The sequence below is a fragment of the uncultured Formosa sp. genome (genome assembly GCF_947500765.1).
Classification (GTDB): Bacteria; Bacteroidota; Bacteroidia; order Flavobacteriales; family Flavobacteriaceae; genus Formosa.
Genome location: NZ_CANMTH010000001.1, coordinates 90,489 through 108,186 on the forward strand (window position 1 = coordinate 90,489; position 17,698 = coordinate 108,186).

Here is a 17,698-nt window from a genome sequence, read left to right on the forward strand (position 1 = left end):
AGTTTTTAGTCTTTTTAATTTTAAACTCATCCCTTAAAAAAACACAAAATTTACACCTATTGGTTCAAAATTTTGTGTTCTATTATTTTAAATATTTTCTAAAGATATATTACTCTTCATCTTCAATAAAAGTATAAGTTACAGCATCTGTTTGAGTCACTCTAAAATAGCCATACGGGTAATTATCTGCATTAGTAATATTTATGCAATTTCCTCGTAATTCTACAGGAGCAGGACTAAACGGATTCCCAGAACTTCCAGATTGACCAATAAGAATATCCATGTAATTATAATACGTTTCTGAAACATTATAAAGATTAACATCTACTATATCTCCAGGTTCAAATTCATCTTCTTCATCGTCTCCGTCTTTTTCAAAAAACATATGTACTTCATTACCGTTTAAAAATTCATCTGAAACACTAAATAGCGTTGGATATAAATCGCCTACTTCAAAATATCTTAAAATATAAAAATTAGTTTCGTCAACAGGATCATTAAAATACACATTCAACTCTAAAGCCTCTGGTAAAAATCCACCATCACGAGATTGCGTAACACGAGTAATACTGGTTGTTGGTAATAAGGTTTCTGTAGCCGTAAATGTTTCACCGTTATATACAACATTCAGTGTATAAGTTTCATCTAATAAGGCTCCAAAAGATGTCGTTGTATACTCACCATTTAACTGATCTTCGAAAACAAAAACAGCATTATCACTAACTCGAGTCACGGTTACTTCTGCACCTGTAACAGCTCTTGGCTCTTCGGTTTCAAAATACGGTGTTGTTGTACTTAATTTTATTGTTTGCTCCATTCCAGAAGTTCCCTTTACAATATCTAAAGACGCTTCTATAACAAGTCTTGCATCTGCAGTTGGCACATCTACCTCGACCACATCTGTACACGATGTTAACATACTAAATAGAGCTACTAAAAAAATATATAATGTGTTTTTCATGAGGATTAAAATTTGAAATTATAAGTAATAGATGGCACTATCCCGAAAATAGCTGTGCGTGTAGCTTCATTAACACCGGTTTCTAAGTTTTGCCCGAAAGAAATTGATGCAGCATTTTTACGATCGTATAGGTTGTAAATACTAAACACCCACTCGCCTTTCCACTTTGCATTTGGTTTTTTATTAGGTGTATAAGTTGCTCCTACATCTAATCTGTTATAAGAAGGTAATCTGTTTGCATTACGACTGTCGTAAACAGGAATAGATAAACCTTCGTATTCGTATTGACCAACGGGATACGTTGTAGGTCGACCAGTTTGAAAGATAAAATTGCTACTTAAACTCCATTTTTCAGATAATTCATAAGACCCCGTAACCGATAAATCATGTGTTCTATCGTATGCGGTATTGTACCATTCTCCATCATTAATACCCAATCCGCCAGCAGAACCACCAGGTGTTCTTTGTTCAGATTTTGAAAGTGTATACGCAAACCACCCTGTAAATCTTCCTTTATTTTTTCGGAATAAAAACTCTAAACCATACGCTCTAGATTCGCCAGATAAAATTTGAGTTTCTATATTGTTTTGAGCAATTAAATTTGAACCATCTATATAATCAATTCTGTTATCTACCGTTTTATAATACGCTTCGGTTTCTATAGAAAACAAACCGTTAGATAATTCTTTAAAATACCCTATTGAATATTGATTTGCTAATTGAGGCTCTATAAATGTACCACTTGGCGCCCACACATCTAAAGGCGTTGCATTAGCTGTATTAGATAATAAATGTAAGTATTGTGCAATTCTTGAATACCCTAATTTTACAGAAGACGATTCGTTTAATTGATATGCTAAACCTAAACGCGGTTCGAAGTTAGAAAAAGTCTTTATAGACTCGCCTTTAGAATAGTCTATTTCTCCAGTTTTTGTCCCCTCTTCATAAATGCCAAAATTTTCATTATAAACCACTGGCTGATTATTTTCGTAAGTCGAAATTGCTTGTCCACCTAAACGATTAAACAGACTAAAACGCAACCCCAATTGAAGGTTTAAACGATCTGTAAATTTATGTTCCACGTTTGCATAAACACCACTTTCAAAAGCCCGTTTTTCATCTAAAATATCTTCATTAATCGAAGAGTCTTCATCTGTTGGTCTTACTTCTCCTGGATTGAAATTATAATTAATTCCACTCACTCCAAAATCGATAGTGGTTTTATTATTTAAGTAATATTTAAAATCATATTTAACATTGAAATTTTTAATGTCCGATTGCCAATCTAAACCAATAAAATCTAAAGTTAAGCCATAATTATACATGCTATAAATTACAGATAAGTTTGAAAACAACTTATCATTAAAGACATGGTTCCAACGTAAATTTAAAGTACTATTTCCGTATGAATTTTTAAAAGAATCTGAAAAATTTAAAATATCTCGACCAAAATAACCAGATAAATACAATTTGTTATTCTGATTGATTTCGTAGTTCCCTTTTGCATTTACATCGTAAAAATAAGCGGTATTATCTTGCCCAGCGGCTTGTAAGAATAGATGTGCATAAGACGAACGTCCTGCAACAATAAATGAGCCTTTACTTTTAAATAAAGGGCCTTCCGCTGCAAGTCGGCTTGAAATTAAGCCAATTCCGCCCGTTAAATCAAAATCTTTACTATTCCCTTCTTTCTGACGTATATCGAGCACAGACGACACGCGACCACCGTAATTAGACGGAATATTACCTTTATACAGCTTCACATCTTTTACAACATCTGCATTAAAGACAGAGAAAAAACCAAACAAATGCGATTCGTTGTAAATAATAGCTTCATCTAAAAGTACTAAGTTCTGATCTGTAGCTCCACCTCTAACATTAAAACCGTTAGAACCTTCGCCATTATTAGTAACACCTGGCAACATTTGTATAGATTTTACTAAATCGACTTCACCTAAAACTGCAGGAATTTTTTTAATGGTTTCACCTTTTATAACAGACACGCTCATTTGTGGATCTCTAATGTTTGCTTTTTCAGATTCTTCAGCCGTAATTACAACTTCATCTAAAGTGGTTGTATCTTCTTCCAACTCGAAGGACACATTCTGATTTTTATCTAATTGAATTTGTCTTGAAACTGTAACATAACCTAAGTAAGAAACCACAAGGTTATAGGTTCCTTTTGGAGCAGAAAGCGAGTAAAATCCGTATGCATTAGTTATGGTTCCGTTACTAGTATTTTCTAAATAAACAGAAGCTCCAAAAACAGATTCTCCGTTAGAAAAATCTTTAATAGTTCCACTTACAGAGAAATTTTCTTGGGAGTGCATAATCACACCAAGAAGTAAAAAGCAAACACTAAGTGTTGTTTTCATCATATAAATACAGTTTTATTAAAATACAAAACAACAGAAATTCTTTTGTATTATACAGATAAATATAATCTTAAAGGCTGAAATAATGATATTTAAATGTAATTAGTAATCTTTGGTTAACAATTCAGAAATAAAGACTCTTAATAGTTAGACATAAAAAAAGTCAAACACGTGTATCATGTTTGACTTTTAAGATAATAAGATTATTATTTAAATTATTTCTTATAAGAATCGTTTAATGCTTTAATAAGTGTTTCAGTTAAATCGTCTGCATCTTTACCATACATTACACTACCTGCATCATTACTTCCTAAAATATAATCGTAAGCATTTGTTTCACCATAATTTTTAACAAATTTTCTTACTTTAGAAATTAAAGAATCAATCTCTTTTTGACTCTGCAAAGTAATTTGCTGCTCGCCCATCTGAATTTGTTGCTGTAACATTTGTTGTTTTTGCCCTAACTGTTGGTAACGTGCTTGTGCTTTATCTTGAGGCATTTTTGAAGCTTGCGCTTGAAACTCTTGATATTCTGCTTGAAATGCTTGAGCTAAACTGTCTGTATTTTTATTAGACGCCTCAATCATTGTTTTATATTTTGCTTCTACATCTATTTTTTCTTGATATTCATTAATCAATTTAGAATTGTCTACAAATGCTATTTTTTGAGTTTGCTGACAAGAAGCCATAGTAATTAATGTAACTACTAATAAAGATATTTTTTTCATTGTTCCTAAAATTTATTTTGTGAAACAAAAATAGAAAAGTTAGATAGATAATTAACCTAATATTATGCTATTAACTATCTATCAGATATTTTTATTGATTAATTGTTTTTAATAAATTATACTTATCAAAAATAGCTTTATTTAAAAGGATTTAAGAAAAGATTACAAAAAAGACTACTCACAACACCTTACAACACTTAAAACACTCTATAATCGCTTTAAATGGATTGTTTACACGTTTTTAACTACATAAATTAAAGAAGAGTACTCTCCAGACTGTTTTGCCTTAATATTAGACTGCAAACCTATTTTTGTAGCGTTAATAAAATTCATTTTTCCTGTTTTATATTTTTCAGAAAGTAAACTCACATAAAATGCATCAAAAATCATAGGCAATGTTTTTATAACTTTAAATTGTTGCTTGGCTAAAAATTTAGATATTCCTGTTTGTGAAAAATGCCAAAGATGTCTAGGCACATCAAAAGCTGCCCAAAATGATTTATAATAACTAGCATCATAACTTTTAAAATTAGGAACAGCTATTATTAAAACACCATCTGTTTTTAAAAGACGTTTGTAATTTGCGATATGCGTATCTAAATTTGGTAAATGTTCTAAAACATGCCAAAGTGTAATAACATCAAAACTATTACTTTTTAATTCATCTATTTTAGAAGTATCATATATATCATTACCAACTTTATTAATTGCCAATTTTCGAGCATCAACATCTGGTTCGATTCCAAAAACATTCCAGGCATTAGATTTTGCAATCTGAAGAAAATCTCCTGTCCCACACCCTACATCTAAAAGTGTTTTTTCCGATAGATTAAAACTATTAATTAAATTTAATTTTCGTTTTAAAGCAACACGTTTTACTACATGATATGCTTTTTCAAACATATTACGTTTTGCATCTGTATGGGAAATATAATCTTCGCTTTTATAATACTCCCCTAACCGATCTGCTTTTGGTTGCGGTGTGGTTATTAAAATATCAAGATCTGTATCATGTATTAATTCGAATTGTTCTGAAGACACAGAATAATCTTTACATTTTAAATACACGTTATTTACTATTTTATTCATGAATTATAATAATGAAGCACTCATACAATACTTCTAAAATTTCCAATTAAACTTATTTTTTACTGATGTTTACAATTAAAACAATTATTTGTTCCACGTGGAACAAATAATTTATCTCCCCATATAAACCAATAAAACAGAAATATCGTTAGGAGATACTCCGCTAATTCTAGAAGCTTGAGAAATACTTGTAGGTTGAATTTTTTTCAATTTTTCACGTGCTTCAAAACTCATGGATTTAATTTGAGAATAATCATAATTGCTAGGAATTTTAATATCCTCTAATCGTGTTAATTTATCTGCATTGTTTTTTTCTTTTTCAATATAACCAGCATACTTAACTTGAATTTCTGTTTGCTCTATAATCTCACGATCTAAATCATGTTCCTGAATATACTTGTCAATTTCTGGAATTTTACGTACATCGTCCATTTCAATATTTGGACGCGCAAATACCTTAAATAATTTACCAGATTGATTTACTGTAGCAGAATCTTTTTCTTCAAGAATAGGATTAATTACATCTGGTTTAACACTTAAATCTTTAAAGAATTGAACAAAATTTTCAGACTTAGAATGTTTATCTTCCATACGTTTTAAACGTTTTTCTGAAGCTAAACCAATTTCAAAACCTTTTGGTGTTAATCTAAAATCTGCATTATCCTGTCTAAGTAACGTTCTATATTCTGCACGAGACGTAAACATTCTATAAGGTTCTTCTGTTCCTTTTGTAATTAAATCGTCTATTAAAACACCTATATAAGCTTCATTTCTTTTAAGAATAAATTCATCTCTTTCTTGCACTTTAAGTGCTGCATTTATACCAGCCATTAAACCTTGAGAAGCCGCTTCTTCGTATCCTGTGGTTCCGTTAATCTGACCAGCAAAATATAATCCTTCAACCAACTTAGTTTCTAATGTATGCTTTAATTGTGTTGGCGGAAAATAATCGTACTCGATAGCATAACCTGGTCTAAAAAATTTAACCTTTTCAAATCCAACAACAGAACGTAATGCTTTAAATTGAACATCTTCTGGAAGCGAAGTAGAAAAACCATTTACATACACTTCGCATGTATTCCATCCTTCTGGTTCTATAAATAATTGATGACGATCTTTATCTGCAAAACGATTAATTTTATCTTCTATAGAAGGACAATATCTAGGTCCTAGACTTTTAATTCTTCCATTAAACATAGGTGAACGATCAAACCCTTCGCGAAGTAAATCATGAACCAAAGTACTAGTATATGTCATATAACAAGATCGCTGTTTTGTTAGCGGTTTTGTAACATTAGAATATGAAAATTTTTCTGGAGAAGCATCACCAGGTTGCTCAGTCATTTTAGAATAATCTAAAGAACGACCATCTACACGAGGTGGTGTTCCTGTTTTCATTCTACCCGATTGAAAACCTAACTCTACAAGTTGTTCTGTAATTCCAGTAGCAGCTCTTTCACCTGCTCTACCTCCACCAAAGTTTTTATCGCCAATATGAATTAATCCATTTAAAAACGTACCATTTGTTAACACAACAGATTTTGCTCTCACCTCAATTCCTAAAGATGTTTTTACACCAGCAACTTTATTTCCTTCGATAATTAACCCAGAAACCATGTCTTGATAAAAATCTAAATTAGGTGTTCGCTCTAGCATTAATCTCCAATCTTCTGCAAAACGCATACGATCACTTTGTACTCTTGGACTCCACATTGCAGGTCCTTTAGATTTATTCAGCATTTTAAATTGAATAGCAGACGTGTCACTAACAATTCCGCTATAACCACCAAGTGCATCTATTTCACGAACAATTTGACCTTTAGCAATACCACCCATAGCAGGATTACAAGACATCTGTGCAATGTTTTGTAAATTCATTGTAATTAACAATGTACTACTACCCATATTTGCAGCAGATGCAGCAGCTTCACTACCTGCATGTCCTGCACCAACAACAATTACATCGTATACTTTATCGAACATTTTTATTAAATTTTAAATTATAATTATTAATTGTTCCACGTGGAACAATTGCAAAAAAAGGTAGATTAGTTAAGTTTGGAAAGATAGTAATCTTCTTTAGAACGCATAAGTTTAGCGGCATCATCAGTCTTGTCTTTATACCCACAATAATGCAAAACGCCGTGTACAATAACACGATGAATTTCGTCTTCAAAATTGGTTTTAAAATCTAAAGCATTATCCTTAACACGTTCTACAGATATATAAATATCGCCGTGAATTTCTTTACCAATACAATAATCAAAACTAATAACATCAGTTAAAGTATCATGATCTAAAAACTCTACATTCAATTTATGTAAGTATTCATCGTTACAAAAGATATAATTAATTTCGCCTTCTTTACATCCTTCCTCTACTATAGTCGCATTAATCCATTGAGCTAACACGTCTTCGTTTACCAATTCAAAATCGGTTTCATAATTAAAATATATCATCGTTATTTATTAAAATACAGTTGCACTTTATTTTTAAAACTTTGCTGCAAAGGTAGGACTTGTCTGTTTAATATCTCAGTAGTATTAAAATATTGTTTTGCCTGAGGTAATTTATCTAAACTGTTATTTGTAAACGAATCAAAATTAGTTTTAGATTCTCTTTTATTTTCTTGTTCTTGTTGAAATGTAGCCTCTTGTAATTTTAATAATTGATGTTCAAAATTTAACATCTTTTCAAGTGTCTTTTGAGTAAAACCGTCATTTAATAAATCCATTTCAACATCTTCCATTTCCCTTAATAAACGTCTTCCATCAGGTGTTAAACCTTCTTTAGCTAAACGTTCTTCTAGTTGATTTCTTAATTCTTGCTGCCGTTGATAAATACCAAATAATTCACCATTTAATTCTTCAGTCTTTAATCCGTTACCTTGTCCTTGATTTTCACCATTACCTTGTTGCTTGGCATTTTCTTGTTCACCACTAGAACCAGATTTGCCTGTTTTACCTGAATCACTTTCTTTTTCTTTACCTTCTCCTTTTCGCGAACCTTCACCTTGCATTTGTTGTTGCATTTGTTTATTAAGTTCGTCCTGACTCATTATAATATCTTGAAGCTGATCTTCACTTTTACCAGATTGTTTACTTTTACTACCTTGTCCTGAAGATGAAGAAGAGTTTAATTGATCTTCCATATTATCAAGAATATTACTTAATAAATCTGCTAATACATTTGCTGAAGAAAACACATGTTGCTGAGACGATACTCCTTGATAAATTAAGTTTTCAGAAAACTCTTCAAGCGAAGTATCTAGATAATAATATAACTCTAAAATCTCATTATTTACTTGTTCGGACAACATAGGCTGACGCAGAGATAAAGAAAACAAACTATCATCTACATGTTCAAAATACTCGCGTAAGTCATGTTGCTTTCTTAATTTCTTAGCGTAAGTATGATGATTAACATCAATAGTTTTAAAATCATTCATTAACGCTTCTTCATCAAAAGAAAATATTAATAAGTTATCTAATATTTGACGAAGCATATCAGCATCTTCTTGCATTTGTTCTCCCCCATCCATTTGCATAGACTCTTGCATAGAAGAACTCATTTGTTTCATTTTCTGACCAGACTGCTTTTGTTTTTGTTTAGCCTTTTGTTCAGATTTCTCAGAATCGTTAGCATCATTAGAATTACGCTCTTTCAAGTTTTCTAAAGCTTGTTTTTGAAGCTCATCAATTTCAGATTCGGTTTGTTCATCTCTAGGAAAATTCATTGGTTTTTTAAGCTCTTTATTTTCCTGCTGTAAAGCATCTAATTCTTTTTTAAATTCGTCGAATTTAGAATTTAGATTTTCTTGTTTTTCAGAAGTGTTTTCTTTTTCAGATTTTTCAGATTGATGGATTTGCTCATCAGCTAAAGTTTCTAAATCTTGTTGCAATTTTTCCATTTTTTTTGCAACATAAAAACGCTTAGTCAATTCTACTAATTGCTCTAAACTACGCTTCTGTTTTTTGTTTTGATTACTTAAATATTTAAACTTTTCAGACAGTTCTTCCTCACTAATTTTATCTTGTAATTTTTCTAATTCATCTAAAAGACGTTCATCTTGTTTTAATTGTTGTTCGTTATCTTTTAAACGTTTTTCAAGGTCTTCTTTTAATGCATCATTTTTTTGGTCTTTATCAAATTCTTTAAGTTGTTCTTGAAAAGATTTATTGAAATTTTTCATCATCTTTTCTTGTTGTTCTTGGCGTTTAAGAACTTGGTGAATTTGTTTTTTATCATTAAAATTTAAACTCTTTTTTATCTTCTGAGTTTTAGAAATATCATCTATATTTTTTTGATTCTCATCAAACTTTTTTAATGTATTATTAAAATCTTGAATGGAATTTTTTTGTTGTTCCAGTTGAGTATTTTTAGTTTCACTCAATGTTTTTTCTCTATATGTAAATACTTCACTTTTTGTACGTTTATATTTATGAAATTCATCATTATCGAAAACTTCAAAATATAAACTATAAGATACACCTTCTTTTAATTTTAATTGATTTGGAAAAGCAGTAATAAATTGATCGACATTGGATTTTGAAATAGGAATAGAAATAGTATGTAACTCACTTAAATTATCTGTTTCAAAATAAACAAGATTCAAATCCTTTAAGCCATAATCGTCACTAACTTGACCATTAAAATACATGGTTTTTAAATCGACTGTATCACGTACCATTTCAATTTTTAATTCAGGAAATTGATCTTTTATTACATCTATAGCAAAACTTAAATTTTCATAATTCTGAAGATTATTGTTACTCGTGCTTAAGCTATAGTTAAAATCAGAAACAACGTATTTGGAAGCAACAAAATTATCTGAATCTTTATCAAAATTAATTGTATCAAAAGCACATAACTGTACTTGATTTGTAGACTTCGTTTTTAATTTCCAAGTTACTTTTGTGCCTTCTGGAACAATTGCATTTCCAGAGCTTTTTAAAACTTCGTTTTGTTTTTTTGTATAGTTAGGATAATCTAAAACCATATTGAAACTTAATAAAGTTGGAACAGCAACAATAGATAAATTATAAGGTTTAGAGCGTACACCATTAGCTTGTAATTGAAATGTGATGTTGTCCTTTAAATTATTAAAAACATATTCAAAAGCACCAGAACCTTTATCTTTTAATATATAGGTTTCATTATTAAATACAATCTCGGCTTGTTCAGGAATAACATCCCCTGCAGTATTTATATATAAAGTAAAGTCTTTATTTTCAATTGCGTTAAGATTTTCGTTAACAACAAAAAAATGAAACGGTGCTGGTGGTTCATAAGCAGTCTTATAATCTACAACACGCTTATAACTATCTGTAAACCAGTTTATTTTACCTAAAAAAATAAAAAACAAGATAACTAAAACAGGTAAAACAGCGTATTTTAAATATGTAACATTCTGATTAAGGTTTATAGCTAATTTAAAAGGCACTGGACTTAACTCTGATGCTTTCTGATTAATGCTAGCTATTAATAATTCAGATTTAGAAGCATCTTCATGAAGTTGTAAAACATTCAGTAATTTATCATTTACTTCAGGAAAATAATTTCCGATAAGTTTTGAGGCTTCTACATAATTAATGCCTTTATTAAGTTTAAATAATTGCATTAACGGAATAATAATAAACTTGACAAAAAGTGAAACTTCAACCAAGATGAAAAGCCAGAATAAAACTGCTCTAGCATTTTGGCTTAACCACAAAAAATGTTCAACCAAAAGGGTAAATAAAAAATACAAAAGTCCGATAGAAAAAAACAAAATTGCACCTTTAATAAGTTCATTAATGTAATAACGACTTATAAAGGCTTCTAATTTTTTAACTATAACTTTAAAATTATCCAATCTAACTTGTATTTAACCCACTAAATTACAATAATAATTTTAGCTATAACAGCCTTAAAATGCAACATTCTGTTAAAATGAAATTTTTAAAATGATTATCTCTTTTATTAAAGCTTTCATCTTTACACTTATCACAGTATCTTTGCACTCTTAAATAAAAAAACATGACTAAAAATGTTCGTGTGCGTTTTGCACCAAGCCCAACAGGACCGCTTCACATAGGTGGTGTTCGTACTGCTTTATTCAACTATTTATTTGCTAAAAAACATAACGGAACTTTTGTTTTACGTATAGAAGATACAGATCAAAACAGATACGTAGAAGGTGCCGAAAATTATATAATTGATGCCTTAAATTGGTGTAATATTCCTTACGATGAAGGTCCTGGAAAAAATGAAAAATTTGGTCCATACAGACAAAGTGAACGTAAAGATTTATACAAAGCATATGCTGAAACATTAATTGCTACAAATAATGCCTATTATGCTTTCGATACTGCAGATGCTTTAGATGAACATAGAAAAGAGCATGAACAAAACGGAAAAACATTTATTTACAATTGGCACAATCGTTTAAAACTAACAAATTCGTTATCTCTTTCTCCAGAAGAAGTTCAAAAAAAATTAGATGCTGGAGAAGATTATGTTATTCGTTTTAAATCGCCTCAAGATGAAACTTTACATTTAAAAGATCTAGTTCGTGGAAACATTAAAATAGACACGAATATATTAGATGATAAAGTATTATTTAAAAGCGACGGAATGCCAACCTATCACCTTGCGAATATTGTAGACGACCATTTAATGGAAATTACACATGTTATTCGTGGTGAAGAATGGTTACCATCTTTAGCACTACATTACCAATTATACAAAGCATTTGGTTGGGACGCTCCAGAATTTGCACATTTACCTTTAATTTTAAAACCTACTGGTAAAGGAAAATTAAGTAAACGTGATGGAGATAAATTAGGATTTCCTGTATTTCCTTTAGAATGGATTGACCCTAAAACTAAAGATGTTTCACGTGGATATAAAGAAGACGGCTATTTTGCAGATGCTATGATTAATTTCTTAGCATTCTTAGGATGGAATCCAGGAACAGAACAAGAATTATTTAGTTTAGAAGCACTTGTTGAAGCTTTCGATATTGAACGTGTACATAAAGCTGGAGCACGTTTTGATCCAGATAAAATTAAATGGTTTAATCACCATTATATGCAAGAACAAAATAACGACGAACTTGCAGAAGCCTTTAAAGCAGAACGTGAAGAATTAAAAGACATCGATGTAAATTACATTGCTATGGCTGTTAATTTAATTAAAGAACGTGCAACGTTTATTACAGATTTATGGGATTTGAGTCATTTCTTTTTTCAATCACCAAAAGAATATGATCCAAAAGCTTATAAAAAAGCCGTTAAAGATGATACTAAAGCACTTTTAAGTGAATTGGTTACCGTTATTAACACTATTGAAGATTTCACTGCTGAAGCGCTTCAAAATGATATAAAAGCATGGATTACATCTAAAGAAATAGGTTTTGGAAAAGTAATGATGCCATTAAGATTAGCTTTAGTTGGGGCTTTACAAGGACCAGATGTTTTTGAAATTATGTTTATGATTGGAAAACAACAAACTATAGATAGAATAGAAAAACTAAATTCAGGGATATAAAAACAAAAATACTACTAATTATAATTGAAGTATTTACTATTGCATAAAAAAAGCGCGTTATATACGCGCTTTTTTATTGTCTTATATTTTATTATTACTGCTTAATAAACTTAAAGTTTGTTGTATAATCTTTAAATGAAATAATATACATGCCTTTAGGTAATTTAGATACATTTACAGAATTATTAGCTTGAGTAATGGTATAATTTAAAACCTTTTGTCCCATCATATTATAAATCATAATCTGATGCTCGCTTGTAATATTTTTAAAGTTGATAACATTAGAAGCTGGATTTGGATAAATTTTAATATCTGAAATGTCGGTATCATCAACACTTAAACGAGAACATTTATAATTCTCTACGGCATAACCTCTATCATTAAAAATAGTCGTGATATACTCAATATCTTCACAAGCAAGATTCATATCTACAGCGGCCTGACGAATAGCTGCTATAGCTTCTGCTTGATTAGACTTAGAGCTTGTCATGGCCAAGCCTTCTAACACAATTTTATCGGTAGTTTCTTTTCCTAAATACTCCCAAACTTCCATTAATGTTGTTGCAAAAATTTGTCCATCTGTATGAATTTTATTTACTAAACCATCCGGATAATGCACATTATAATCTGTAACGCGACCATTCCAAAATTCATTATGTCCATCCCATTTAAATAAATCGTTATACGTTGCACTAGATCTGGAACTATTAGAACGTTCTAATCCTCGACTATAAGATTGAGCCCAATAATCACCAAAACCTTCACTTAAACCTTCTTCTTGAGAAATACTTGATTGAATTAACCATTCATGAATACCATGACCTAGTTCATGTACAATAACATCGGCATCTTCGGCATCATCTACTCCACCTGTACCAAACTTTAAAACACCACCACCATAAGAAGAATTATCTGCACCATTAAAAGCATGTGGATCGTAATAAATAATACCATCGTTATACATTGATTTTAATTCAATACCTAAAGTTTCATTTATATAGCGCATGTTCATATCAATATGATAATATGCATTTACAGCTTCAAAACCATTTTGATCTCTAGTAAAATTAAAATCTGGTGAATTTTGTTCGAAAAGACCTGTTTCTGGATCTTGAATATCTTTAATTTCTAAATAATCTCCCTTTAATTTATAAACGCCATCTACACTATTTGCTATATTAAAATATACTTCTGTTCTAGCATTATCTAAATACACATTTGTACTGTCGCTATTATCTATATAATTACCACCATAAACTTCACCAGAAAAAGATAAAGGATCAGGATTAAAAATTTTTCCAGTAGCTTCTGTATTAGGTTCAGTACGCTCTGTTATTTTTTCATGTCCATGATCATGTCCATGGTAATAATGTGCAATATCTGTATTACTAATTATTTCAGACGTTTTAGCATTAATAAGTGTTTCCCAAAACCCATCTAAAGTTTTAGAATTTGTAGTAACACGATATATTAATTGTGTATCGCCATTATTATTATAAACATAAAGTTTAGATTCTTTTTGTGTAATACTTCCTACAATACCTAAAGATTTTGCAGCTAAAGAAACAGCTTGATCTGAAGTAATTTCTGGTGTAGTAGTAATTGGAGAAATAGCAGTATCGAAATCTCCTGAATGATAAGTTACTTCGCTATTAGGAGAAACGTGAACTGCAACAGTAGCATTTAAAACAGGAACACCATTTACAAATTGACCATATCTAAAAGTCTCTCCAGATTCTCCTACTTTATTAAACTGTTTTTTAAGGTTATAAGCATTAAGAGTTCGTGATGTAGCATAATTAGAATTCAACCAATTAGAAGCAACTATTTCGTTTTGGTTTTGTGAGTAGGTAATTTGAACGAAACAAATTACAATACCAAAAAGAGGTAATAATCTGTGAATCATAACTGTAGATTTGAGTAATAGCAAATCAAATATATTCTTTTAGGAGCTAATCACTCTGATAGCGGGACTTAAAACGATGAATTGAAATTTTTAAAGGACGAATGAATAGTTAAAAGTATTTCGTCTAAGAAATATGCATTTGATAATCTATTAAAAGATAAATCTAATTAATAGTGTAACATTTTAACGTATTATATATACAGATAAGAAAGCTAAATTCAGTTTTGAATCTTATTTTATTTAACGAATCAAAAATAATAGACTAAATTTAGTAACACATTTACTAACTATTAAAAATAAAACTATGTCCGTATTATTTATCCCTTTTGTATTCTTAATTCTGGTTGTTTTGTTCCTTTCATTTTTTACGGTAAAGCAACAAACAGCTGCAATTATAGAGCGTTTTGGAAAATTTAAAAGTATTCGCCATTCTGGTTTACAAATGAAAATTCCATTTATTGATCGTATTTCTGGTCGTATGAGTTTAAAAATTCAGCAATTAGATGTTATTGTAGAAACCAAAACGTTAGATGATGTATTTGTACGCTTAAAAATATCTGTACAATTTAAAGTGATTCAAGAAAAAGTATACGACGCCTTTTATAAATTAGATTATGCACACGATCAAATTACCTCATATGTGTTTGATGTAGTTCGTGCAGAAGTACCAAAAATGAAATTAGATGACGTTTTTGTTAAAAAAGATGATATTGCAATCGCAGTAAAAATGGAACTTAACGATGCCATGTCTGATTATGGTTACGATATAATAAAAACTTTAGTAACAGATATTGATCCAGATGCTCAAGTTAAAGCGGCAATGAACCGTATTAATGCGTCTGAACGTGAAAAAATTGCAGCACAATTTGAAGGAGATGCACAACGTATATTAATTGTTGAAAAAGCAAAAGCTGAAGCTGAAAGTAAACGTTTACAAGGTCAAGGTATTGCAGATCAACGTCGTGAAATTGCTCGTGGTTTAGAAGAATCTGTAGAAGTTTTAAATCGTGTTGGAATTAATTCTCAAGAAGCATCTGCTTTAATTGTAGTAACACAACATTATGATACATTACAATCTTTAGGTGAAGAAACTAATAGTAACTTAATTTTATTACCAAACTCGCCTCAAGCAGGTAGTAATATGTTAAACGATATGGTTGCAAGTTTTGTTGCTAGTAACCAAATTGGTGAAGCCATGAAAGAAGCTAAAAACAAACCAAAAGAGATAGAATAATTTAAATTTATATATAAATGATTGTTACAACCACACCTACTCTAGAGACTCAAAAAATTACTGAATATTTAGGCATAGTTACAGGAGAAACTATTATTGGAGCTAATTTTATAAAAGATTTTTTTGCTGGAATTCGTGATATTGTTGGCGGACGTGCAAGTTCTTACGAAGCAGTTTTAAGAGAAGCAAAAGATAGTGCTTTAAAAGAAATGAAAGAACGTGCCCAAGAGTTAGGAGCTCATGGTATTGTTGCTGTAGATTTAGATTATGAAACCGTTGGTCCTAATGGTGGCATGTTAATGGTTACTGCTTCTGGAACCGCTGTTAAATTCTAATAAAAGTTATTTTTTTAATTATAAAAAAAACTCCTGATTCTAAAATTAGAATCAGGAGTTTTTTGTTTTGTATAGTTATTTTATACGTTGTTCTTTTTTATAATTTTCAATAATAACATTCAAGCTATCCAAATATTCTTCAAGTTCTATTACTGTAACTTCTGGATGTTCAAAATTTGGAATTGTTATCGGATTTTCATCAAGATATTGATAGACTTCAGGATAATCATTTTCTATAGTCCAAACGATTTCTGAAATGTCTTTGAGTAATTGTTCTTGTGTTTTCATAATACTTTAAAATAGATATTATAAGGTACAAAAAAACAAGCTATTATATATAACTAGCTATTTATTAAATAAATTGAATTGTAATTTTTAATGAGTTTTTAATTATTCGGAAACCTCAGAATCGATGTCATCATTACCATAAATCATGGCTAAAAATTCATTTGTATCGATAGCTCCAAAGTATTCAGTAAGGTCTATATCTTTTAAAGCATTTTTAATAGCTGTTTCTTCGTAAGGCAAACCAATGAGAATAACTGAGAGTTCTTCAACCGCATTTTTTCCAAAGAAATCTCCAAATACGGTAAACTCGGCAATGTGTCCTTTTTCAACAAAAATTCGTAAATCAATTTCACCAATAGGAAAACGTTTTGTACGCTGAATATTAAACTTAGGCGAACGCCCATAATTCCAGTTCCAATCGTCGTACTTCTCTGCTTTTAATTTCGCAATACCTTCACGATCTGCTGCTGTAAATTCGTAGGTTTTAAAATTTTTATCGTTTGCATATAAACCTTCTAAAATTAAACTTCTAAAAGCTTCTATGGTTAAAGGTTCCTCTAAAAAATCGCTAATATTTGCCACTCGACTTCTAACTGATTTATGACCTTTAGATTGAATTTTGCTCATCTTAACTTGCAAAGCTTTAGCCACTTCGTTTAAATCTGTACTTAACAACAATGTTCCATGACTAAACATGCGTTTTCCGGTAGTAAATTGTGCTGTTCCGGAGACTTTTTTACCGTCTATTAAAATATCGTTTCTTCCAATAAGTTCTGCTTCTACACCAAAATTTTTCAAGACTTCGATAACTGGTGCAGTAAACTTTTTAAAATTATGCATACTGGCATTATCATGATTGGTAATAAAACTAAAATTTAGATTTCCTAAATCGTGATATACAGCTCCTCCTCCACTAATGCGGCGCACCACGTGAATGCCTTTTTCTGTAATATAGTCTTGATTTATTTCTTCTAATGTATTTTGATTACGGCCAATTATAATAGATGGTTCGTTAATGTAAAACAACAAATAATCGGTATTAGCATCGAAATGTCTTAAAGCATATTCTTCTAAAGCCAAATTTAAATGCGGATCTGTAACGCCTTCGTTATCTATAAAAACCATACTGTAAAAATTAAAAAGTTGTTTTACAAAAATACTTAGAATCCCTGTAATAGATTACAAATCTTACTTATCATTTTTAATAATTTGAAACAAAAAAGCCTTGAAATAAGAACTATTTCAAGGCTTT

The 17,698-nt window shown here is 30.3% G+C and carries 13 protein-coding genes; 3 read left to right on the forward strand and 10 right to left on the reverse strand.

Going from position 1 to position 17,698, the window contains the following annotated elements; translation table 11 throughout:
* Positions 1-109 precede the first annotated feature (109 nt).
* From Q1B05_RS00420 to Q1B05_RS00450, 7 genes are all read right to left on the reverse strand, one after another.
* Entirely contained in the window at positions 110-961 is an 852-nt protein-coding gene (locus tag Q1B05_RS00420; RefSeq protein ID WP_299776515.1) for a DUF4249 domain-containing protein, read from the reverse strand.
* A gap of 5 nt (positions 962-966) precedes the next feature.
* Complete coding sequence (locus tag Q1B05_RS00425) at positions 967-3,339, reverse strand: TonB-dependent receptor (RefSeq protein WP_299776516.1); 2,373 nt, start codon at positions 3,337-3,339, stop codon at positions 967-969.
* Positions 3,340-3,551: 212 nt separating this feature from the next.
* Positions 3,552-4,064, reverse strand: coding sequence for an OmpH family outer membrane protein (locus Q1B05_RS00430; RefSeq protein WP_299776517.1), 513 nt, complete (start codon positions 4,062-4,064; stop codon positions 3,552-3,554).
* A 231-nt stretch (positions 4,065-4,295) separates the two neighbouring features.
* Positions 4,296-5,153, reverse strand: a complete 858-nt coding sequence (locus Q1B05_RS00435; protein ID WP_299776518.1) for a class I SAM-dependent methyltransferase — start codon at positions 5,151-5,153, stop codon at positions 4,296-4,298.
* 111 nt (positions 5,154-5,264) lie between these two features.
* Positions 5,265-7,136, reverse strand: a complete 1,872-nt coding sequence (gene mnmG / locus Q1B05_RS00440) for a tRNA uridine-5-carboxymethylaminomethyl(34) synthesis enzyme MnmG (RefSeq protein WP_299776519.1) — start codon at positions 7,134-7,136, stop codon at positions 5,265-5,267.
* Positions 7,137-7,201: 65 nt separating this feature from the next.
* A complete protein-coding gene (ybeY, locus tag Q1B05_RS00445) occupies positions 7,202-7,612 on the reverse strand; it encodes an rRNA maturation RNase YbeY (RefSeq protein WP_299776520.1) in 411 nt (136 codons plus the stop codon).
* 2 nt (positions 7,613-7,614) lie between these two features.
* Positions 7,615-11,007, reverse strand: coding sequence for a hypothetical protein (locus Q1B05_RS00450; RefSeq protein ID WP_299776521.1), 3,393 nt, complete (start codon positions 11,005-11,007; stop codon positions 7,615-7,617).
* A 164-nt stretch (positions 11,008-11,171) separates the two neighbouring features.
* Between Q1B05_RS00450 and gltX the strand changes: the two genes are divergently transcribed.
* A complete protein-coding gene (gene gltX / locus Q1B05_RS00455) occupies positions 11,172-12,683 on the forward strand; it encodes a glutamate--tRNA ligase (protein ID WP_299776522.1) in 1,512 nt (503 codons plus the stop codon).
* Positions 12,684-12,777: 94 nt separating this feature from the next.
* Here the strand turns inward: gltX and Q1B05_RS00460 are convergent, their stop codons facing one another.
* A complete protein-coding gene (locus Q1B05_RS00460; protein ID WP_299776523.1) occupies positions 12,778-14,589 on the reverse strand; it encodes a T9SS type A sorting domain-containing protein in 1,812 nt (603 codons plus the stop codon).
* Positions 14,590-14,893: 304 nt separating this feature from the next.
* On the opposite strand from Q1B05_RS00460, the gene Q1B05_RS00465 reads away from it, so the two are divergent.
* Positions 14,894-15,823, forward strand: coding sequence for an SPFH domain-containing protein (locus tag Q1B05_RS00465; RefSeq protein WP_299776524.1), 930 nt, complete (start codon positions 14,894-14,896; stop codon positions 15,821-15,823).
* Positions 15,824-15,840: 17 nt separating this feature from the next.
* Complete coding sequence (locus tag Q1B05_RS00470) at positions 15,841-16,158, forward strand: heavy metal-binding domain-containing protein (RefSeq protein WP_299776525.1); 318 nt, start codon at positions 15,841-15,843, stop codon at positions 16,156-16,158.
* Between the two features lie 75 nt (positions 16,159-16,233).
* Here the strand turns inward: Q1B05_RS00470 and Q1B05_RS00475 are convergent, their stop codons facing one another.
* Positions 16,234-16,446 carry a hypothetical protein gene (locus Q1B05_RS00475; RefSeq protein ID WP_057781596.1) on the reverse strand — a complete coding sequence of 71 codons (213 nt, stop codon included), beginning with the start codon at positions 16,444-16,446 and terminating at the stop codon, positions 16,234-16,236.
* A gap of 102 nt (positions 16,447-16,548) precedes the next feature.
* Positions 16,549-17,571: a lipoate--protein ligase gene (locus tag Q1B05_RS00480; RefSeq protein WP_299776526.1), complete on the reverse strand. Its 1,023-nt coding sequence runs from the start codon at positions 17,569-17,571 to the stop codon at positions 16,549-16,551.
* Positions 17,572-17,698: the final 127 nt, after the last annotated feature.